At 49.9% G+C, this 20641-nt stretch carries 19 protein-coding genes; 8 read left to right on the top strand and 11 right to left on the bottom strand.

All coding sequences use genetic code 11. The features are described 5' to 3' along the window. The first annotated feature begins 28 nt into the window (after nucleotides 1-28). From carB to DW033_RS01725, 5 genes are all read left to right on the top strand, one after another. The gene (gene carB, locus DW033_RS01745; protein ID WP_122297688.1) at nucleotides 29-3256 is read left to right on the top strand and encodes a carbamoyl-phosphate synthase (glutamine-hydrolyzing) large subunit; all 3228 of its coding nucleotides are present in this window, start codon (nucleotides 29-31) and stop codon (nucleotides 3254-3256) included. A gap of 72 nt (nucleotides 3257-3328) precedes the next feature. Continuing rightward, nucleotides 3329-3910, top strand: a complete 582-nt coding sequence (locus tag DW033_RS01740; protein WP_005857857.1) for a Crp/Fnr family transcriptional regulator — start codon at nucleotides 3329-3331, stop codon at nucleotides 3908-3910. A gap of 59 nt (nucleotides 3911-3969) precedes the next feature. Then, the gene (locus DW033_RS01735; RefSeq protein WP_005857855.1) at nucleotides 3970-4710 is read left to right on the top strand and encodes a (Fe-S)-binding protein; all 741 of its coding nucleotides are present in this window, start codon (nucleotides 3970-3972) and stop codon (nucleotides 4708-4710) included. Beyond that, complete coding sequence (locus tag DW033_RS01730) at nucleotides 4707-6074, top strand: lactate utilization protein B (protein ID WP_009275003.1); 1368 nt, start codon at nucleotides 4707-4709, stop codon at nucleotides 6072-6074. The genes DW033_RS01735 and DW033_RS01730 overlap by 4 nt, the downstream gene beginning before the upstream one ends. After that, nucleotides 6074-6652 (top strand): LUD domain-containing protein, encoded by a 579-nt coding sequence (locus DW033_RS01725; protein ID WP_009017215.1) that lies wholly within the window; start codon nucleotides 6074-6076, stop codon nucleotides 6650-6652. The genes DW033_RS01730 and DW033_RS01725 overlap by 1 nt, the downstream gene beginning before the upstream one ends. A 58-nt stretch (nucleotides 6653-6710) precedes the next feature. On the opposite strand, the gene DW033_RS01720 is transcribed toward DW033_RS01725, so the two are convergent. From DW033_RS01720 to trpB, 8 genes are all read right to left on the bottom strand, one after another. Continuing rightward, nucleotides 6711-7853, bottom strand: coding sequence for an iron-containing alcohol dehydrogenase (locus DW033_RS01720; protein WP_048928681.1), 1143 nt, complete (start codon nucleotides 7851-7853; stop codon nucleotides 6711-6713). 42 nt (nucleotides 7854-7895) lie between these two features. Then, complete coding sequence (trpA, locus tag DW033_RS01715; protein WP_048928682.1) at nucleotides 7896-8669, bottom strand: tryptophan synthase subunit alpha; 774 nt, start codon at nucleotides 8667-8669, stop codon at nucleotides 7896-7898. Nucleotides 8670-8694: 25 nt separating this feature from the next. After that, entirely contained in the window at nucleotides 8695-9360 is a 666-nt protein-coding gene (locus tag DW033_RS01710; RefSeq protein WP_122382330.1) for a phosphoribosylanthranilate isomerase, read from the bottom strand. Further along, a complete protein-coding gene (gene trpC, locus DW033_RS01705) occupies nucleotides 9357-10151 on the bottom strand; it encodes an indole-3-glycerol phosphate synthase TrpC (protein WP_122382329.1) in 795 nt (264 codons plus the stop codon). The genes DW033_RS01710 and trpC overlap by 4 nt, the downstream gene beginning before the upstream one ends. Nucleotides 10152-10164: 13 nt before the next feature. After that, nucleotides 10165-11163 carry an anthranilate phosphoribosyltransferase gene (gene trpD / locus DW033_RS01700; protein WP_048928684.1) on the bottom strand — a complete coding sequence of 333 codons (999 nt, stop codon included), beginning with the start codon at nucleotides 11161-11163 and terminating at the stop codon, nucleotides 10165-10167. A 169-nt stretch (nucleotides 11164-11332) separates the two neighbouring features. After that, nucleotides 11333-11899, bottom strand: a complete 567-nt coding sequence (locus DW033_RS01695) for an aminodeoxychorismate/anthranilate synthase component II (protein ID WP_048928685.1) — start codon at nucleotides 11897-11899, stop codon at nucleotides 11333-11335. A 122-nt stretch (nucleotides 11900-12021) separates the two neighbouring features. After that, a complete protein-coding gene (locus tag DW033_RS01690; RefSeq protein ID WP_008779674.1) occupies nucleotides 12022-13425 on the bottom strand; it encodes an anthranilate synthase component I family protein in 1404 nt (467 codons plus the stop codon). Further along, a complete protein-coding gene (gene trpB, locus DW033_RS01685) occupies nucleotides 13422-14606 on the bottom strand; it encodes a tryptophan synthase subunit beta (protein ID WP_008772462.1) in 1185 nt (394 codons plus the stop codon). Before trpB ends, DW033_RS01690 begins: the two co-directional genes overlap by 4 nt. A gap of 451 nt (nucleotides 14607-15057) precedes the next feature. On the opposite strand from trpB, the gene DW033_RS01675 reads away from it, so the two are divergent. Both DW033_RS01675 and DW033_RS01670 read left to right on the top strand, forming a co-directional pair. Next, on the top strand, nucleotides 15058-16491 hold the full coding sequence (locus tag DW033_RS01675; RefSeq protein WP_005863095.1) for an aspartate ammonia-lyase: 1434 nt from the start codon (nucleotides 15058-15060) through the stop codon (nucleotides 16489-16491). Between the two features lie 118 nt (nucleotides 16492-16609). Next, nucleotides 16610-17545 carry a sugar phosphate isomerase/epimerase gene (locus DW033_RS01670; RefSeq protein WP_122382328.1) on the top strand — a complete coding sequence of 312 codons (936 nt, stop codon included), beginning with the start codon at nucleotides 16610-16612 and terminating at the stop codon, nucleotides 17543-17545. Between the two features lie 50 nt (nucleotides 17546-17595). Here the strand turns inward: DW033_RS01670 and DW033_RS01665 are convergent, their stop codons facing one another. The 3 genes from DW033_RS01665 to DW033_RS01655 form a co-directional block, all read right to left on the bottom strand. Next, nucleotides 17596-18168 (bottom strand): RNA polymerase sigma-70 factor, encoded by a 573-nt coding sequence (locus tag DW033_RS01665; protein ID WP_005857830.1) that lies wholly within the window; start codon nucleotides 18166-18168, stop codon nucleotides 17596-17598. Nucleotides 18169-18234: 66 nt separating this feature from the next. Further along, complete coding sequence (gene gpmA / locus DW033_RS01660) at nucleotides 18235-18981, bottom strand: 2,3-diphosphoglycerate-dependent phosphoglycerate mutase (RefSeq protein ID WP_048928687.1); 747 nt, start codon at nucleotides 18979-18981, stop codon at nucleotides 18235-18237. A 14-nt stretch (nucleotides 18982-18995) separates the two neighbouring features. Continuing rightward, a complete protein-coding gene (locus DW033_RS01655) occupies nucleotides 18996-19364 on the bottom strand; it encodes a DUF488 domain-containing protein (RefSeq protein ID WP_005857809.1) in 369 nt (122 codons plus the stop codon). 160 nt (nucleotides 19365-19524) lie between these two features. Here DW033_RS01655 and DW033_RS01650 point away from each other — a divergent pair, with 160 nt between their 5' ends. Further along, on the top strand, nucleotides 19525-20544 hold the full coding sequence (locus tag DW033_RS01650) for a FecR family protein (RefSeq protein WP_036615587.1): 1020 nt from the start codon (nucleotides 19525-19527) through the stop codon (nucleotides 20542-20544). Nucleotides 20545-20641 lie beyond the last annotated feature (97 nt).

Here is a 20641-nt window from a genome sequence, read left to right as displayed (position 1 = left end):
AAAAGAGAACATTAAAAAAAGTAAAGCAATGAAAGAAGATATAAAGAAAGTCCTGATACTCGGTTCCGGAGCCTTGAAGATTGGTGAGGCGGGCGAGTTCGATTATTCAGGCAGCCAAGCCCTGAAGGCGATTAAGGAAGAGGGGATTCAAACGGTATTGATCAATCCGAATATCGCTACGGTACAGACATCGGAAGGAGTTGCGGACACGGTTTATTTCCTGCCCGTTACTCCTTTTTTTGTGGAAAAGGTGATCGAGAAGGAACGTCCGGAAGGTATCTTGCTCGCTTTCGGCGGGCAGACGGCGTTGAATTGTGGCGTGGCTCTTTACCAAAGCGGCGTGCTGGAGAAGTATGGCGTGAAGGTATTGGGTACCCCGGTGCAGGCTATCATGGATACCGAGGATCGGGAGTTGTTCGTACGCAAGCTGGATGAGATCGACGTGAAGACGATCAAGAGCGAGGCCGTGGAGAACGCCGCTGACGCTCGCCGTGCGGCCGCCGAGCTGGGGTATCCGGTCATCGTCCGTGCCGCTTATGCACTGGGGGGCTTGGGTTCCGGTTTCTGCGACAATGAGGAAGAATTGGACGTGTTGGTAGAGAAGGCTTTCTCTTTCTCTCCGCAAGTATTGGTGGAGAAAAGCTTGAAGGGCTGGAAAGAGGTGGAGTACGAGGTGGTGCGCGACCGCTTCGATAACTGCATCACGGTATGTAACATGGAGAATTTCGACCCGCTGGGAATCCATACGGGAGAGTCTATCGTGATTGCCCCCTCGCAGACTTTGAGTAATACGGATTATCATAAATTACGTGAGTTGGCGATCCGTATCATCCGCCATATCGGTATCGTGGGCGAGTGTAACGTGCAATACGCTTACGATCCGGAGAGTGAGGATTACCGGGTGATCGAGGTGAACGCCCGCTTGAGCCGCTCTTCGGCCTTGGCTTCTAAGGCGACCGGTTATCCGTTGGCTTTCGTGGCCGCTAAATTAGGCTTGGGCTACGGTTTGTTCGACTTGAAAAACTCCGTGACGAAAACGACTAGCGCTTTCTTTGAGCCGGCTCTCGATTACGTGGTATGTAAGATCCCTCGCTGGGACTTGGGTAAGTTCCACGGCGTGGCTCGTGAGTTGGGTTCCAGCATGAAGTCGGTTGGCGAGGTGATGGCGATCGGACGTACTTTCGAGGAGGCTATCCAGAAGGGCTTGCGTATGATCGGGCAGGGTATGCACGGTTTCGTGGAGAATAAGGAGTTGGTGATCGAGGATATCGATAAGGCTTTGCATGAGCCTACCGACCGCCGTATCTTCGTTATCTCGAAGGCATTCCGAGCCGGTTATACGGTAGACCAGATTCATGAGCTTACCAAGATAGACCGATGGTTCCTACAGAAACTATATGGAATCATGCAGACCTCCAAGGAGCTTCACGCTTTCGATATGAAGGGGATCCAACGTTGGCGCATCAATCCGGAGTTGATCCGCCGGGCGAAGATACAAGGTTTCTCTGATTTCCAGATCGCACGGGCGATCGGTCTCGACGGGGATGTGGAGAAGGGTATGATGTTGGTTCGTCAGTTCCGTAAGGAGCATGGCATTCTTCCGGTGGTGAAACAGATCGATACCTTGGCCGCCGAGTATCCGGCGCAGACGAATTACCTGTACCTGACGTATAGCGGTACGGAAAACGACGTGACGTATTTGGGCGATCATCGCTCGATTGTCGTGCTGGGTTCCGGCGCTTACCGCATCGGTAGTTCGGTGGAGTTCGACTGGTGTGGCGTGCAGGCCTTGAATACGATCCGTAAGGAGGGCTACCGTTCCGTGATGATCAACTACAATCCCGAGACGGTATCTACCGACTATGATATGTGCGACCGCCTTTATTTCGACGAGCTTACCTTCGAGCGTGTGATGGATATCCTTGAGCTGGAGAACCCCCACGGCGTGATCGTCTCCACCGGCGGCCAGATCCCGAATAACTTGGCGATGCGTCTGGACGAGCAGCATGTGAATATCTTGGGGACATCCGCCAAGAGCATTGATAATGCCGAGGACCGTGAGAAGTTCTCCGCCATGTTGGATCGTATCGGCGTGGATCAGCCCCGCTGGAAAGAGCTTTCTTCCATGGAGGATATCAATGGTTTCGTGGCGGAGGTAGGCTTCCCCGTATTGGTTCGCCCGAGTTACGTGTTGAGTGGCGCCGCCATGAATGTCTGCTCGAATCAAGAGGAGTTGGAGCGTTTCTTGAAATTGGCCGCCAACGTCAGCCAAAAGCATCCGGTGGTGGTAAGCCAGTTCATCGAGCATGCGAAAGAGGTGGAGATGGATGCCGTGGCCGATCATGGTGAGATCGTGATGTATGCCATTAGCGAGCATATCGAGTTTGCCGGGGTTCATTCCGGCGACGCTACGATTCAGTTCCCGGCCCAGAAATTATATGTAGAGACGGTTCGTCGTATCAAGCGTATCAGTAAGCAGATCGCTAAGGAGCTGAATATCTCCGGCCCGTTCAATATCCAATATCTGGCGAAGGGCAATGAGATCAAGGTGATCGAGTGTAACCTTCGTGCCAGCCGTTCTTTCCCGTTTGTGAGCAAGGTGCTGAAGATAAACTTCATCGAGTTGGCTACCCGTGTCATGCTGGGCTTGCCGGTAGAGAAACCGAATAAGAATGAGTTCGATTTGGATTATGTGGGTATCAAGGCCTCTCAATTCTCGTTCAACCGCTTGCAGAAAGCCGATCCGGTATTAGGGGTCGATATGGCTTCCACGGGCGAGGTGGGTTGTCTGGGCGATGATGTATCCGAGGCGGTGTTGACGAGTATGCTCGCTGTCGGGCAACGGGTTCCGGAGAAGAATATCCTCCTGTCCACCGGTACGCCGAAGCAGAAGGTAGCCATGCTGGATGCCGCTAAGATGCTGGCGGCGAAAGGTTACAACCTATTCGCTACGGGAGGTACGCACCGTTTCTTGGAGGAGAATGGCATTCCGAGTACGAAGGTGTACTGGCCGAGCGAGCAGGGAGAACCGCAGGCGCTTAAGATGCTTCATGAGAAGCAGATCGATATGGTCGTGAATATTCCTCGTGACCTTTCCGCCGGCGAGCTTGACAACGGCTATAAGATCCGCCGTGCCGCCATCGACCTGAATATCCCGTTGATTACGAATGCCCGTCTGGCGAGCGCTTTCATTCAAGCCTTCTGTACCTTGAGCGTAGATGATATCTGCATCAAGAGTTGGCAGGAATATAAATAAATGGGGGCTTGATGTAAATCAAGTGGTATTTATTTCGTAAGTTTGCGGAAACAAACAAAAACAACCATGAATATGGATACAGCGATATTTATAGCTCGCAGGATCGCGGCGCAATCGATTCTACTCAGTGAGGAAGCCGCCCAGAAACTGGCCTCTATCTTAATCCGGACAGAATTGAAAAAAGGCGCCCTGTTTTTGAGCGAAGGAGAGGTTTGTACGCAACTCGGTTATGTCTATAAGGGAATGGTTCGCCAGTTTTACTTCAAGAATAAGAAAGAGCTGACCGAGCATTTCGCCAGCGAGGACAACATCTTCATTTGCATCGAGAGCTTCTTGCGCCAGCGTCCCGCTAATCTGTTGGTGGAGGCCTTGGAGAATACGGTGCTGTATGGCATTCCTCATGATCCTTTATTGGCATTGTGCGCCGAGGATTACGAGATCGAGGTCATGTATCGCCGCCTGTTGGAGAATTCGCTGATCCTGTCTCAACGGAAGGCGGATTTCCTTCGTTTCGAGACCGCTAATGAACGTTATGCCCGCTTATTGAAAGAACACCCTGAGATCGTGCAGCGTGCCCCCTTGTCCCATATCGCCTCTTATTTGCTGATGACTCCCGAGACATTAAGCAGGGTAAGGGCCAATATGCAGCTATGAGGGGCTTGTAGGTGTTAATTATATACGGTGTCGTATATGATATATAAGATAAAATTAGTATGAAGGTAGGATTATTTATCCCATGTTACATTAACGCGGTGTACCCCGAAGTGGGTATCGCCTCGTATAAATTGTTGAGGCATGTGGGTGTGGATGTCGATTATCCGATGGACCAGACCTGTTGCGGACAACCCATGGCGAACGCCGGCTTCGAGGATGAGGCGGCTCGCTTGGCCCTCCGGATGGAGGAACAGTTTAAGAACTATGACTACGTGGTAGGCCCCTCGGCCAGTTGCGTAGCCTTCGTAAAAGAGAACCATCCCCATATATTGGGAAAGCGGGATCACGTTTGTATGAACAGTAAGAAGATTTATGATATCTGCGAGTTCTTGCACGACGTGGTGAGACCGGGATCCCTGCCGGCCGTTTTCCCGCATAAGGTGAGTATCCATAATAGTTGCCACGGGGTGCGTGAGTTGCATCTCTCGTCGCCCAGCGAGCGTAATATCCCGTACTATTCCAAGTTACGTGATCTCCTTTCCTTGGTGAAAGGTATCGAGGTGTTCGAGCCGAAGCGGGTGGACGAATGTTGCGGTTTCGGCGGTATGTTCGCCATCGAGGAGCCTGAGGTCTCTACTTGCATGGGACAAGACAAGGTAAAGGATCATATGAGTACCGGCGCCGAGTATATCACCGGTGCGGATAGCTCTTGCTTGATGCATATGGAAGGGGTTATCAAGCGGGAGAAACTTCCGATCAAGACTATTCACATCGTTCAAATATTAGCGTCCGGATTATGAGTACGAAACATGCTATAGCAGCGGCCCGTTTCCTAGAGAATAAGGAGAATGAGGCTTGGCACGACCATACGCTTTGGATGGTACGTACCAAACGGGATAAGATGAGCCATTCGCTTCCAGAGTGGGAGCGGTTGAGGGAGTTGGCCTCGGAGATCAAGCTTTACTCCAACAGCCATCTGGACACGCTTCTGGAGGAGTTCGAGAAAAACGCGATCGCCAACGGGGCTATCGTGCATTGGGCGAAAGATGCCGAGGAGCATAACGAGATCGTCTTGCGGATCTTGCGCCAGCATGATGCCCGGAACCTGATCAAGAGCAAATCGATGCTGACGGAGGAATGCCATATGAACGAGTTCTTGATGTCGAAAGGAATCGATGTGGTGGAGAGCGATTTGGGTGAGCGTATCTTGCAATTGATGCATTTGGCCCCGAGCCATATCGTGATGCCGGCGATCCATATCAAACGGGAGCAGATCAGCGAGATGATGGAGCGTGAGATGGGAACGGAGAAAGGGAATATCGACCCTACCTACCTGACGCATGCCGCCCGTAAGAATCTGCGTGAGAAATTCCTGCATGCCGACGTGGCGATGACGGGTGCTAACTTCGCCGTCGCCTCTACGGGCGAGATCGTGGTTTGTACCAATGAGGGAAACGCCGATATGGGAACCTCCTTCCCGAAGGTGCATATCGCTACGATGGGGATGGAGAAGATCGTACCGAATCTGGAGGCATTGGGCGTATTCACTCGTTTGCTGGCTCGTTCGGGTACGGGGCAACCCATCACGTCTTATACTTCTCATTATCGCCGTCCGCCCGAGGGACAAGAGTTCCATATCATTATCGTGGATAACGGGCGTAGTGATATCTTGGCGAAACCGGATCATATTCGTACGTTGAATTGCATCCGTTGTGGCGAGTGCATGAATACCTGTCCGGTATATCGCAGGAGTGGTGGCTATTCGTATACGTATTTCATCCCGGGACCGATCGGGATCAACTTGGGTATGCTGAGGAATCCGGAGGAATATTCGGATAACGTATCGGCTTGCTCCTTATGTCTTTCTTGCTCGAACGTTTGTCCGGTAAAGATCGATTTGGGCGAGCAGATTTACCGTTGGCGGCAAGATTTGGATAAGATCGGTAAGGCGAGCAAGGAGAAGAAAGTGATGTCTTTCGGCATGAAGTTCCTGATGGAACGTCCGGGATTGTTCAATACGGCGTTGAAGTTTGCTCCGGTAGTGAATCATTTGCCTCGTTTCATGGTCTATAATGGCTTGAACGCTTGGGGCAAGGGACGTGAGCTTCCGGCTTTCGCCAAGGAGTCGTTTAATGATATGTGGAAGAATAATAAGGTGAGATAATGAGTAGTAAAGATTCTATATTGGCGAGTATCCGTCGTCATACGGGTACATGCCACGAGATGCCTGAGCTTACGTTGGAGGCGATTACCTATGCGGATAAGTTGGCTACGTTCTCGGAGGTGTTAGCCGGGGCGGGTGGCAAGGCCATCGAGTTAAAGCCCGGCGAGGATGTGAATGAGGTGATCCGCCGTGAGTTTCCGGAGGCGAAACGTATCGCCTCGAATTTGAAGGAGATTACTTGCGCTACCTTTAACCCGGATGGGCTGACCGATCCCCGGGAGTTGAACGGAACGGACGTATCTGTGGTGGAGGGTAGTTTCGGCGTGGCGGAGAATGCCGCTGTCTGGTTACCCCGTCAGGTACGTTATAAAGGTCTGTACTTTATCTCGAACGCTTTGGTGATCTTGTTGGACAAGACTCAATTGGTTCATACGATGAATGAGGCTTACCGCCGTACTGCCACTATGGATTATGATTACGGAGTCTTCATGTCCGGTCCCTCAAAGACTGCTGACATTGAACAAGCCTTGGTATTCGGGGCGCATGGCCCGATCCAAGTAGTAGTCCTGTTAAGATAAAATCTATACCCTTTTGAGGGGATGAGACGGGGCACGCCCCGTCTCTACAAGTTGTACGTTATTTACAGCTCTCCAATATTTCCCGTGCCACGCTACCCGTTACATTCTTCGCCTCCCCGAAGGCGGCGTTTCGTTCATTGAAGCGATTCTCGATCTCGGTGATTGTCGTATCGCCGATCTTCTCTTGGCTGAGGCGGGTAGATAAACCGAGGCTTTGGAAAAATTGCTCGGTCTTCTCGATGGCTTGGCTTACCCGTTCCTCTGTCGTTCCACTATGGATACCCCATACCCGTTCGCCGTATTGCAGGATCTTGCCCTCTTTCTGCTTGCGTAGGGTGCGTAAGGTTCCGGGGAAGACGATCGCTAAGGTCGCTCCATGCGTCAATCCGTGAAGGGCGGTTAGCTCGTGTCCGATCATATGGGTAGCCCAGTCCTGCGTTACGCCCATAGCGATAAAGCCGTTCAAGCCCATCGTGGCGGATAGCATGAAATCTGCCATCAGGTCGTAATTCCTCGGATCTTCCTTAATCTTCGGGGCGATCTCAACCAAGGTGCTTAAGATGCTTTCCGCCCAATGATCCATCAAGCGGGATTGGTCGGTCGTAGTCATATATTGCTCCATCACGTGGACGAAGGTATCGGCGATACCGCAAGCCACTTGATACGGGGGTAGACTGAAGGTCGTCTCCGGATCCAAGATCGAGAATACGGGGAAATTGCTGTAGAACGGGAATTTCTCTTGCGTCTCTTTCCGGGAGATCACGGCCCCGCTATTCATCTCGGAACCTGTGGCGGGCAGGGTCAGTACGGTACCCATGGGCACGGTATGATAGTAATACCCTTTCTGTACCAATTCCCAAGGATCACCGTCGTACAGGATGCCGGCGGAGATTAGCTTCGTCCCGTCTATGACGGAGCCACCGCCTACCGCCAATAGAAAATCCACCTGCTTGCCTTTCGCTATCTGGATAGCTTCTCGCAAGGTCTCGATGGTGGGGTTAGGCTCGATGCCCCAGAACTCGATATAGTCACGATCCTTTAGCGCCTTGATCACTTGGTCGTACACACCGTTTTGCTTTACGCTACCTCCTCCGAAGGTGATCATGATGCGATGCACCATCGGGATGGCCGTACTCAGTTTCTCAATCATGCCCTTACCGAATAATAAACGGGTTGGGTTGTGAAAAGTGAAGTTATTCATAGGACTATTTACTGTTTTTATATGTAAACATGAATAGGGTTCCTATTGTTTTAGGGCTTCCAGTAACTTATCGACCGCCTCGGCGGGAGTAGCTTCGCTCTTTAGTAACTGGACGAACTTGCTACCGATGATGGCACCGGAAGAATGGGCTGTCGCCGCCTCGAAAGTGGCTTTATTGCTGATGCCGAAACCTACCAAGCGGGGATTCTGTAGGTTCATGGCGTTGATACGACGGAAATAGGCCTGCTTTTGTTCGTTGAAGTCTTGTTGGGCTCCGGTCGTGGCGGCGCTGGATACCATATAGATAAATCCGCTGGTATGGGCATCGATCTGCCGGATTCGTTCCTCGGAGGTCTCTGGGGTGATCAGCATGATCATTTTTAGGTCATGGCGATCGGCGATCTCCTTGTAGTCGGAGATATAATCGGCATAAGGCAGGTCGGGGATGATCATTCCGTCTACGCCGGCCTCTATGCAACTCTCGCAGAATTTCTCGAAACCGTATTGCATGATGGGGTTCAGGTAGCCCATTAGGATGATCGGGATCTGTACTTCGCTCCGGATCTCTTTCAATTGCTCGAATAGGAGGTGCAGTGACATCCCGTTACGCAACGCTTGCGTGGCGGCCTCTTGGATGACAGGGCCGTCTGCCATCGGGTCGGAGAAGGGGATTCCTACTTCTACCATGTGGATACCTTTAGCCTGTAAGGCTTTTAAGATGCTTGCCGTATCGTTTAAGTTCGGATAACCGGCGGTGAAATAGACGGAGAGTATTCCGTCTTTCTGGGTCTGGAATAAGTTTGTGATGCGATTCATTTTGAATTCTATTTTAAAAATACTATCAGACGGTGGGAGACGGGGCACGCCCCGTCTCTACAGCTGGATGTAAAATTTGTTGGATGAAATTCTTTAGTTTGTCGATGTCTTTCAATCCCGGCTCAATCTCGAAGCCACTGTTGAGGTCGATACCTGCGAAACGGGGATGCCGGAAGTTCCGGATCGCCTCCGCGTTTTCCGGACGGATGCCTCCGCTGAGCAAGAAGGGAGTCTCTCCTTCATATTCGGTTAGGATGGACCAATCGAAACGTTTGCCCGAGCCTCCATAGCCCTCGCATCTCGTATCGAAAAGGAAATAATCCACCCGGCCCTCATATTCCCTTGTTTTTTCGAAGTCCTCTTTCGTAGCGATGGGGAAAGCCTTGATCAAGGAATAGCCCCTTTTTTGCAAGGTGTGGCAATCTTCCGGCGATTCGTTACCGTGAAGTTGGAGATAGTCTAGCTTGTAGGCGGAGGCTTTCTCCATCATGGACTCGATGGTAGCGTTGACGAAAACGCCCACTTTCTTAGGGGACAATTGTTCACTGTCCGTTGCCTGCTGCTCCGTCGGGCATCGCTCGACAAAGCGCTTGGAACGTTCGTAGAAGATAAAGCCGATCCAGTTGATGGCTAGGGCGGCTACTTCCCGGATATTCTGAGGCTCCCGCATTCCGCAAACTTTGATGATCATGCCAGTCCTCCTATAAAATCGGCTAGGGTATCGCCCGGCCTCTCGGTTTTCATGAAGGTCTCTCCGATCAGGAATCCACGGAAACCGGCCTCACGCAATCGGCGTACGGTATCGGTCTCGGATATTCCGCTCTCGGACACTAAAAGAGGGGAGAAGCCTCGCATCTTATCGACCAACTTGAATGAGTTGTTTACGTCCGTATGGAAGGTGCCGAGATTACGGTTGTTCACGCCGAGCATATCGATATCCGCGTTCAGGTATTTGAGCTCGTCCTCGCTATGGACTTCCAGCAAGACTTCCAATTGCAGGCTATGGGCGGTCTCGGCGAGTATCCGGCATTCTTCTTCCGTAAGGGCGGCGGCGATCAACAAGACAGCGTCGGCGCCCATCACCCGGGCTTGGAAGAGTTGGTAGGTATCGATGATGAAGTCCTTGCGAAGTAACGGGAGATCCACCAGCTTGCGGGCCTTTTGCAAGTCGCCCAAGGAACCTCCGAAGAAATCCCCGTCCGTAAGGATCGAGCAGGCGGAGGCGCCTCCGGCCTCGTAAGCGGGCACCACGTCGGCGATATTCGCTCCCGGATGCAGCCAGCCCTTGGAGGGGCTTTTACGCTTGAACTCGGCGATAATACCGGAGGGGGATGATTCCAACGCCGCACGCATGGAACGTGTGTCACGCTCCATACGGTCGCTACCTAGAGCCAATAAGGTCTGTAAGCTTACGGCCTGTTTTTGCCGGGCTACCTCGATGCGCTTATTGGCGATAATATCTTGTAAGATGTCCTTTTTCATAGGATATGTTTCTTTATCTTTGGTTCAAAGATATAAATTTACGGAATGTAGCCAATGCTTTTCCGCTTTCCAGTGATTCACGTGCCTCGGCGATACACGTCTCGATCTTCTTCTCAGGACAGATCACTTGGATGGCGAAGGCGGAGTTGGCGATCACGCAGCTCTTTTGGGCCTCGGTAGCCCTGTTCCCTAATACGGCGTCGAAGATACGGGCCGCTTCCTCCGGGGTCTCTCCGCCATCGAGGTCCGCTTCCGTGCAACGTTTGAATCCGAGCATCTCCGGGGTATAAAGCTTCTCTTTCTCCGGCATGGCTACCTTGAAATCGGCCGTGAGGGAGATCTCGTCGTAACCGTCCAAGCTATGTACCACGGCGAAACGGGTACAGCTCTCTTGATACGTATAATTATATAGGCGGAGTAGCGGGAGGTTATATACGCCTAACAATTGGTAAGTAGGCATGACCGGGTTGACCAGCGGGCCGAGCATATTGAAGAAACTGCGTACGCCGAGGCTCTTCCGTACCGGAGCTACCGCTTTCAGCGCCGGGTTGAACAAGGGGGCGTGGAGGTAGGCGATATGGCAGGTATCCATGGAGGTACGTAGCTTATCGATATCGTTCGTGAATTTTACGCCGTGTTGCTCCATCACGTTGCTGGCGCCGCTCACCGAGGTAGCCCCGTAGTTACCGTGCTTTACGACATTGTAACCGGCACCGGCCACTACGAAACAGGAACAGGTACTGATGTTGAACGTGTTTTTTCCGTCGCCTCCGGTACCTACGATATCGATCGGTTTGTATTCGCTTAAATCTACCGGTACACGCATCTCCAGCAAAGCTTCCCGGAATCCGGTCAATTCCTCTACAGAGATACTGCGCATCAGGAATACGGTGATCAGGCTGGCGATCTGGGAATCGTTGTAGCGTCCCTCCGCTATGTTCTGGAGGATGTTCCGGGCTTCTTCCCGGCCTAGATATTGGTGCTCGAATAATCTGTATAATATTTGCTTCATGTCTGTAATGTGTTGAATGATAAAATATTGCAGTTTTGCGATATTTCTTTATCGAAAAACTTTTGTTTCTCTAGGGGAAAACTCTTGTTTCTTGCTTGAGAAACATTAGTTTCACCATAGAGAAACTGATGTTTCGTTAGGAAGAAACTATAAGTGCCTTAGGAGGTAATTAGCGTTTCAGCCAGTTCTCTATAATAGTCTTCCCTTTGGGTGTCAACACGGATTCCGGATGGAATTGGATACCTCGTACATCGTACTCACGATGGCGCAAGCCCATGATCTGTCCTTCTTCCGTATCGACCGCCGTAATTTCCAGACAATCCGGGAAGTTTTCCTTGGAGACCGCCCAAGAATGATAACGCCCAACACGTATACCCGGTTCCAGTCCCTCGAAGATAGGATCTTTAGCGACAATTCGTATATCGGAGCAAACGCCGTGATGCACGTCGGTAAGGTTTATCAATGTGGCGCCGAATGCCTCGCCGATGGCCTGCTCGCCTAGGCAGACACCTAGGATGCTCTTTGTCGGGGCGTACCGGCGGATCAAGGGGAGGAGGATGCCGGCTTCCTCGGGGATGCCCGGTCCCGGGGATAATAAGATCTTATCGAAACGCTCTATCTCTTCCAAGGAGATCTTGTCGTTGCGGTGTACCTCTACGTCCGTACCCAGTTCCTTCAATATATGTAGCAAATTGTAGGTGAAGGAATCGTAATTATCAAATAATAATATCTTCATTTTATATATATTGTTGTTGTTGTAGAGACGGGGCACGCCCCGTCTCATCCTTTCAAAATGGTAACTTAAAATACTATCAGACTGTGGGAGACGGGGCACGCCCCGTCTCTACAACCGGATAATCAATTGATTAATTTCTCCGCTAGATCTATCGCCTTCTTCAAGGCTCCCAGCTTATTGTTTACCTCTTGCAATTCACGCTCATCGTTGCTCTTAGCCACGATCCCGGCTCCCGCCTGATAGTAAAGTACGTTGCCACGGCTGACGAAGGTACGGATCGTGATCGCTTGGTTCAAATCACCATCCAGACCGATAAAGCCGATACAGCCGCCGTAAGCACCCCGGTTATGATGCTCGATGTCGGTGATCAGTTGCATGGCCCGTACTTTGGGGGCTCCGCTCAATGTGCCGGCGGGGAAGGTATCGACGTAGGTCTTTACCGGGTCGCTATCGGTGTTGATCTCGCCGCTCACACGGGATACGAGGTGGATGACGTGGCTGTAGTATTGTACCTCCTTATAGAAATCCACTTGCACGTCGTGGGCGTTCCGGCTGAGGTCGTTGCGGGCGAGGTCTACCAGCATCACGTGCTCGGCGTTCTCCTTGGGGTCGGCAAGCAGGGCCTCGGTACGCTGCTTGTCTACCTCGATATTACCGGTACGGAAAGCGGTCCCGGCGATCGGGTCGATGCTGGCGTGTCTGCCCGTTACCTTGCAATGCGTCTCGGGGGAAGAGCCGAAGATACGGAAACCTCCGAAATCGAAATAGAACAAATAAGGAGAGGGGTTGATGCTGCGAAGAGCCCGGTACACCTTGAAGTCGTCTCCCTTGAACGGTTGCTCGAAGCGACGGCTCAATACGATCTGGAAGACATCCCCCCTGAGGCAGTGCTTGATGCCTTGGCGGACCATCGCCTTGTATTCCTCGCCGGTGATCGGGGAGGTCTCGGGACCCGCTGTCTGGAAGTTATAGGAGGCGAAGTTACGGTTCTCTATCAATGTCTCGATTTCTTCCAGCCGGCTAGCCTCGTCCTCTTGGAGCATCTCCACTAGGGTCAACTCGTTCTTGAAATGATTGAAGACAAGGATATACTTATATAATATGTATAGCATATCGGGGGCGTCGTTCTCCTCGTGATGAACTTCCATGACCGGGATGTTCTCGAAATAACGGACGGCATCGAAAGCCGTGTAGCCGAATAATCCGCAGACTTTCTTGTCCGCTCCCTCCACCTTGAAGCGGCCGAGAAAAGCGTTCATCGCCTCGGGTACGTTATAGTCTTCGGTGAGCGGGGTAACCTCACGGGTCTCGTCGGGGAAGGTCGCCGTGCATTCCCCGTTGTTGATACCGATGCTCGCCAAGGGGCGGAGCGCTATAAAGGAAAGGCTATTCTCGTTTCCGTGGAAGTCCGAGCTTTCCAACAGGGCCGATTCCGGGTAGATATCCCGCACTTTCAGATAGATGCTTACGGGAGTGTGAAGGTCGCCCATCACCTTCTTGCTTATCGTTTTGAAAGAATAATTCATGATAATTTATAATTAATGTAAGTGTCCATATCTTTATCGCCACGGCCCGAGACAGTCAGTACCACCACCTCTTCCGGCTTGAAGTTTACCTTGGCCAAGGCCCCCAAGGCATGGGCGCTTTCCAAGGCCGGGATGATTCCTTCCAGACGGGTCAACTCGAAAGCGGCCTCCAACGCCTCGTCATCATCTACCGCTAGGATTTGCGCACGGTGCTTTACGGAGAGGTTCGCGTGGATCGGGCCGATGCCCGGGTAATCCAAGCCGGCGGAAACAGAATAAGGTTCCTCGATCTGTCCGTCCTCGTTCTGCATGACCAAGGTACGTGCCCCGTGGATGATGCCCTCTTTACCCAATTGGATCGTGGCGGCGCTCATGCCGGAGTGGATGCCCTTGCCGCCGGCCTCGGCCAAGACGATCTTCACCCGCTCGTCATCCACGAAATGATAGATCGTACCGGCGGCGTTACTTCCCCCGCCTACGCAGGCGATCAGGTAATCCGGGTGATCCCTTCCTTCCTTCTCCAGCAGTTGCTTCTTGATCTCCTCGCTGATAACGGATTGCAGCCGGGCTACCATATCCGGATAAGGATGGGGGCCTACCGTAGAACCGATAATATAATACGTATCCGAAGGATGACAGCACCAGTCACGGATCGCCTCGTTCGTGGCGTCTTTCAAGGTCATGTTTCCCGAGGTCACGGGCACGACGGTAGCTCCCAGCATTTCCATCTTTTGTACGTTGGCATGTTGGCGTTCCACGTCTGTCTTCCCCATATAAACGATACATTCCATATTCATCAAGGCACATACCGTAGCCGTAGCCACTCCATGCTGTCCGGCACCCGTCTCGGCGATGATACGGGTCTTCCCCATGCGGCGGGCTAGGAGGATCTGGCCGATCGTATTGTTGATCTTATGTGCTCCGGTATGGTTCAAGTCTTCCCGTTTCAAATAGATCTTGCATCCGTACTTCTCGCTCAACCGTTTGGCCAAGTAAAGAGGGGAGGGGCGGCCTACATAATCACGCAATAACTGATCGAACTCTTCCTTGAAGCTATCGCTCTCCAACACTTGCAGATAGGTATTCTGTAAATTTTCCACGCATTGATGAAGGATCTCGGGAACATAGGCCCCGCCGAACTCACCATAGTAACCATTCTTGTCAACTTGATACGTTTTCATCTTTTATCTATTTTAGTTATTTTCCTTTTGAATTTGCCATAAAAAGAAAAGAGGCCTGCCGCAAGTGCGACAGACCTCTTTATATCTTTATGTAGTGTTTATATATACATACGAGTCTTCGTTCCTTACGACCTTTTGAGTTGTACGGAGCGCCACCACCAATATGTATTTACTACGAATGTTCTCATGACTCTGTTTTGTTATTACGGCAGCAAATATATGGAATCTTTGACAAACAGCAAATAAAATCGTACTTTTTTTATGAATGAGATAAAAAAGATCAGAAGGTCTATTAAAACTGCTCTATTGACAAATTGTAATTCATTGAGCCTTGTGTAGACGTGTATTGGCGTTTTTGGTATTTGTTTTTATTATTTCGAAGAATAATTTGCTTTCAAAATAATAGTTTCTACCTTTGCGGAAACAATAAAAAACGATTAATATTTCTAATATGGATACTAAATTAACTGGAAAAACTCGCATAGAGAGCGATTTGATCGGCGCTCGTGAAATCCCCGCCGAAGCATTATACGGAGTTCAAACCTTGAGAGGAATCGAGAATTTCTCAATCAGTAAATTCCGTTTGAGTGAATATCCTTTATTCATTAAAGGATTAGCTATAACAAAAATGGCGGCTGCCATGGCTAACTTTGAATTAGGCTTGCTTACCGTAGAGCAAAAAGACGCTATCATCGCCGCTTGTGGGGAGATTCTCGATGGTAAACATCACGACCAGTTCCCGGTGGATATGATCCAAGGCGGAGCGGGTACCACTACGAATATGAACGCGAATGAGGTGATCGCCAACCGTGCCTTGGAGCTGATGGGGCATGAGCGGGGTGAATACCAATACTGCTCACCGAACGACCATGTGAACTGCTCGCAATCCACGAACGACGCATATCCGACCGCTATCCATATCGGTATGTATTTTAAGCATCTTCAATTGCTTCCCCATTTGGAGGAATTGATCGCCTCTTTCCGTAAGAAAGGAGAGGAGTTCTCGCAAATTATCAAGATGGGACGTACGCAGTTGGAGGATGCCGTACCTATGACGTTGGGGCAGACCTTTAATGGCTTCGCCAGCATCTTGCAGGATGAGATCGCTCACTTGAATGAGGCCGCCGCCGATTTCTTGGTGGTTAATATGGGAGCTACCGCTATCGGTACGGGTATTTGTGCCGAGCCGGGATACGCGGAGAAATGTATTGCGGCTTTACGTGAGATAACCGGATGGGATATCCGTCTCTCCTCCGATTTGGTAGGAGCTACCTCGGATACTTCTTGCTTGGTAGGCTATGCTTCCGCCATGAAGCGGGTTTGCGTGAAGATGAATAAGATATGTAATGACCTTCGCTTGTTGGCAAGCGGCCCTCGTTGCGGTTTGGGTGAGTTTAACTTGCCTGCTATGCAGCCGGGTTCTTCTATCATGCCGGGTAAGGTGAATCCTGTGATCCCGGAGGTGATGAACCAGATCGCTTATAAGGTAATGGGTAATGAATTATGTGTGACCATGGCCGGGGAAGCCGCCCAGATGGAGCTGAACGCCATGGAGCCGGTGATGGCACAATGCTGCTTCGAGTCCGTGGATTTGCTGATCAATGGTTTCGATACCTTGCGTACCCGTTGCGTGGACGGTATTATCGCTAACGAGGATCGTTGCCGTGAGGAGGTACATCATAGCATCGGCGTGGTGACGGCCTTGAATCCGGTAATCGGCTATAAGAACTCGACCAAGATCGCGAAGGAGGCGTTGGAGACCGGCGTTAGCGTTTATCAATTGGTACTGGATCATGGTATCTTGACCAAGGAGGAATTGGATACGATCTTAAGCCCGGAGAATATGATCAAGCCGGTGAAGTTGGATATCAAGCCTCGCCGTTAATCGAGTCCTATTATATAATGTATACCATTTGTGGACCGTATAGGTGGATTTTTCCATCCTATGCGGTCTTTTTTTAGATTATAATCTCTATCTTTGGACTGACTTAATTCTAATAATCATGATAAATAGACGAGATTTTTTAAAGAATGCGTCCCTTTTCACCTTGGGTGGCCTGATGGCCGGAAAGGTCGGGAGCGCAGATGCGGCTAAACCTGTCACTTCTGAAACGATGGCCGCTAAGACAGTTGGTTTACAAATCTATTCTTTAGGCAAGGAACTTTATGCGGATGTACCCGGTGGATTGAAAAAGATCAAGAAAATGGGGTACACGAATCTGGAATTGGCCGGTTACAAGGAAGGCAAGATCGGCGGTGTAGACATGATGGAATTCAAGAAGATGGTGGATGATGCCGGATTGAAGATCACCAGTTCCCACGTGAATCCTCCGGTACGTGAGTACACGAAGGCCAATCGCTCCCAGATCTCCGAGTATTGGAAGAAGACGGCTGATGACCATGCCAAACTAGGCGTGAAGTACTTGATCCAGCCCGGGCAACCGAGTACCCGTAGCACCGAGGAAACCGCTTTCGTCTGCGAGATTTTTAACGAGGCGGGTAAGATCGTGAAAGCGGCCGGTATTCCTTTCGGCTATCACAACCATGAGATGGAGTTCGCCAAGGTAAATCCGGGTAGTACGGAGGCCAAGCTGGGAAGGCGTGTGAAAGGAGATTGCATCTATGAGTTGTTCTTGAAGAATACTGATCCTTCGCTTGTATTTTTCGAGATGGATGTTTATTGGGCCGTGATGGGACAACAAGATCCGATAGAGTGGTTGAAGAAATATCCGAACCGTATTAAGGTATTGCACATCAAGGACCGTGCTATTCTAGGCGAGTCCGGGATGATGAATTTCGAGAATATATTCCAGCAAGCTTACGCGAATGGAATCAAGGATTATTTCGTGGAGTTGGAGGGTATGCCTGACGGACGTTCCCAGTTTGAGGGCGTGAAAGGCTGCGTGGATTATTTATTGAAAGCACCGTTCGTGAAATAAGTCTTTTGACTCATTAAAAAAACGCTCATGGCGGTAGGATGCTTCCTCCGTTATGAGCGTGTTTGTTCGTAAAGCAGCCATACCAATAAAGGGATATAGTCCTTTAATTTCGTCCGTAATATCTTGAGCGCTTGAGAGATGCGGTATGCGATTGTTTTGGGGGATACGCCTGTCCGCTCGGCGATCTCGTTGTAGGTCATTTCCTCGAAACGGTTCATCTCGAATGCCTTACGGTATTCATCCGGGAGCTCCCGGATGGCCTTGGAGGCCAAGGCCATCAGTTCTCCTATATAAAAATCAGGATTCTCGAATTGCTCTTGGAACTTGGCGTACAATCTCTCGTGCACTTGTTGCTTAACCTGTATGTGGCTGATCGTATTGAGGCATTTATTGCGGACAATGGTGAAGAGGAGTGATTTCAGGGACATGTCCGCTACTAGGGATTTTCGGTTTTCCCACAGCCACATCATCACGTCTTGTACGATCTCCTCCGATTCTGGTACTGTTACATATTGGGAGGCGAAGGCGCACAATCCCCGGTAATATTGTTTGTACACGGTGTCGAACGCTTGTTCGTCTCCTGCGATAAGTTCTAGTGAAATTCGTTCTGCGTTCTCGTCCACAATAGTGTTTAAGTTTGTTTGGTTGCAAACTTAATGAATAATTCCGGATAAGAGGCATGAATCCCGCTACTTTTTCTTTCCTTGGTTGGCTACGGCTTCCATGAGTTTCTTGATTTCCTCCGGGTCGCCAAGGAAATAATCATTCACGAGTTTCAAGTCATCATCGAACTCGAACACGTATGGAACGGCTGTCGGGAGATTCAGATGAACGATCTCTTCATCGGAGATGTTTTTTAAATATTTGATGATTCCCCGCAAGCTGTTTCCGTGAGCGGCGACAAGGATCTGGTCGGCGGTCCGGAGCGTCGGGAAGATAACCTCTTTCCAATAAGGGAGAATCCGCTCAACCGTATCTTTCAAGGATTCCGTACGGGGCAACTCTTTATCCGGCACGTCTTTGTAGCGGATATCGAAGCGAGGGTTACGAGGGTCGCCTTCCGATAGGGGAAGCGGGGCTATATCGTAACTGCGACGCCAGATCAAGACCTGCTCGTCTCCATACTTTTGGGCGGTCTCGCTCTTGTTCAACCCTTGTAGCGATCCGTAATGTTTCTCGTTCAGCCTCCAGCTCTTCTCCACCGGGATCCAGTCTTGGTCCATGCGATCCAATACACAATTCAAGGTTTTGACAGCCCGTTTTAAATAAGAGGTATAGGCTTTATTGAACACATATCCTTTTTCTTTCAATAAGTTGCCGGCCCTATAAGCTTCGGCCACGCCTTTTTCTGTCAAATCCACATCGGTCCAACCGGTGAACCGGTTCTCTTTATTCCATACACTTTCGCCGTGGCGAAGCAATACGATACTTTTCATAGGTCTTTTTATTTTTATGATTTGTTTTTCTCGAAATCCTCGATGACTTCTTTTAATATAGGTAGATGACTATGTTGTACATCCTTCGCTGCCGTGAGGAAAGTGACAACCGGATGCTTCTCGATCTCTCGTAAGAAAGGAATGAAATCCGGGTTCTGCTTGATCTCCATCCCGTAGCGACCTTGGAATACTTCCCAATGCCTGTCTTTATCCTCGTGGAACCATTGGCGTAACTCCTTAGATGGAGTGATGTCTTTTCTCCATTCGTCAAACTTCGCATCCTCTTTCTTCAGTCCTCTGGGCCATAGCCTGTCGAGAAGAATGCGATAACCATCCGCCTCACTTGGCTCCTCATAAATCCGTTTTAAAAGAATCTTTACCATAAGAAGTCTCATTTTGTGGTAAAACAGTAGAAAGAGGGATATTGTTGAGCCTTTCTTTAGGAACGGTATTTTTGCCATTATTCAATTTTCTTGAAAAAAATCGTTTTTTTGTTTAGTACATCTTTTGTCTCAACTGTATTAATTATAGAAACAAGAAAAAATGGAAATAAACGAAGACATATTGATCCGATACATCGATGGGATGTTGACCGAGGAGGAAGCTGTGGAGGTGAAAAACTGGCGGGCCGCCTCTCTAGAAAACGAGAAACTGTTGGAGCAGGTCTATTTTACAGCTCAAGTGGCAAGTCGCCTAAAAGTCATGCGGACCGTGAACCCGGACGAGGCGTTGTCTCGTTTTAAATCAAGAATCCATAAGAAAGAGAAAAGATTAGCTTTAAGACAAGTGTTAGGTGTTATTCAACGGGCTGCGGCCGTGTTATTCATTCCAGTCTTTCTTTTATCCGCTTATTTGTTCATACAGCAGGGTCAAGGGAACGTGCGTACGCTAGCCGTACGCACGAATCCTGGGGTGGTTTCGGCATTCGATTTACCTGACGGTTCTAAGGTTTGGCTGAATGCCAATAGCGAATTGAGATATCCTTCGGATTTCAATGCGGATACCCGTACGGTGGAATTAACCGGACAAGGATATTTCGAGGTGACGAAGAATGCCCATAAGCCTTTTATTGTGAAAGCGGATAAAGATTACTCGGTAGAGGTGTTGGGTACTTCTTTCAATGTATCCGCTTACAAAGACGAGAGTATGATAGAGACCACCTTGGTAGAGGGATCGGTAAAGTTGAACGTCGTGTCCGGAGGAAAGCGAATGACACAGATGTTGAAGCCAAACGAGAAAGCTGAGTATCAAAAGGGTGCTGACAAGATCAAGGTGTTCGACGTGAATACCGAATATGACACGGCTTGGAAGAACGGGGAGATTATCTTCAGGAACCATCCGATGGATAAAGTATTGAAAACGCTGGAACGTCATTATCACGTAGTATTCGAGGTAAAAGATAACGAGATACTCAAGTCCATAATAACAGCCCGTTTCAAGGACGAGCAATTGCCTCAAGTATTGGAATACCTGAAATTGGCGTCGGGAATCCAGTATGCGATACATAAACCTACCGTTAAGGACAGTGGATCGGGAACCTCAGTCGTGGAAATATCAAAATGAGAAATAATGTGTAACCTTCTAAAATACGTCTGCCCATGAAGAAAGAATAAACAAGGATTAAAAACATACGGAAGAATATTGGCGTATTCTCCCGTAC

This window comes from Parabacteroides sp. AF39-10AC (assembly GCF_003635405.1).
In the GTDB taxonomy this organism is placed as follows: domain Bacteria; phylum Bacteroidota; class Bacteroidia; order Bacteroidales; family Tannerellaceae; genus Parabacteroides; species Parabacteroides distasonis.
This window is presented reverse-complemented; position numbering and strand designations above follow the sequence as displayed.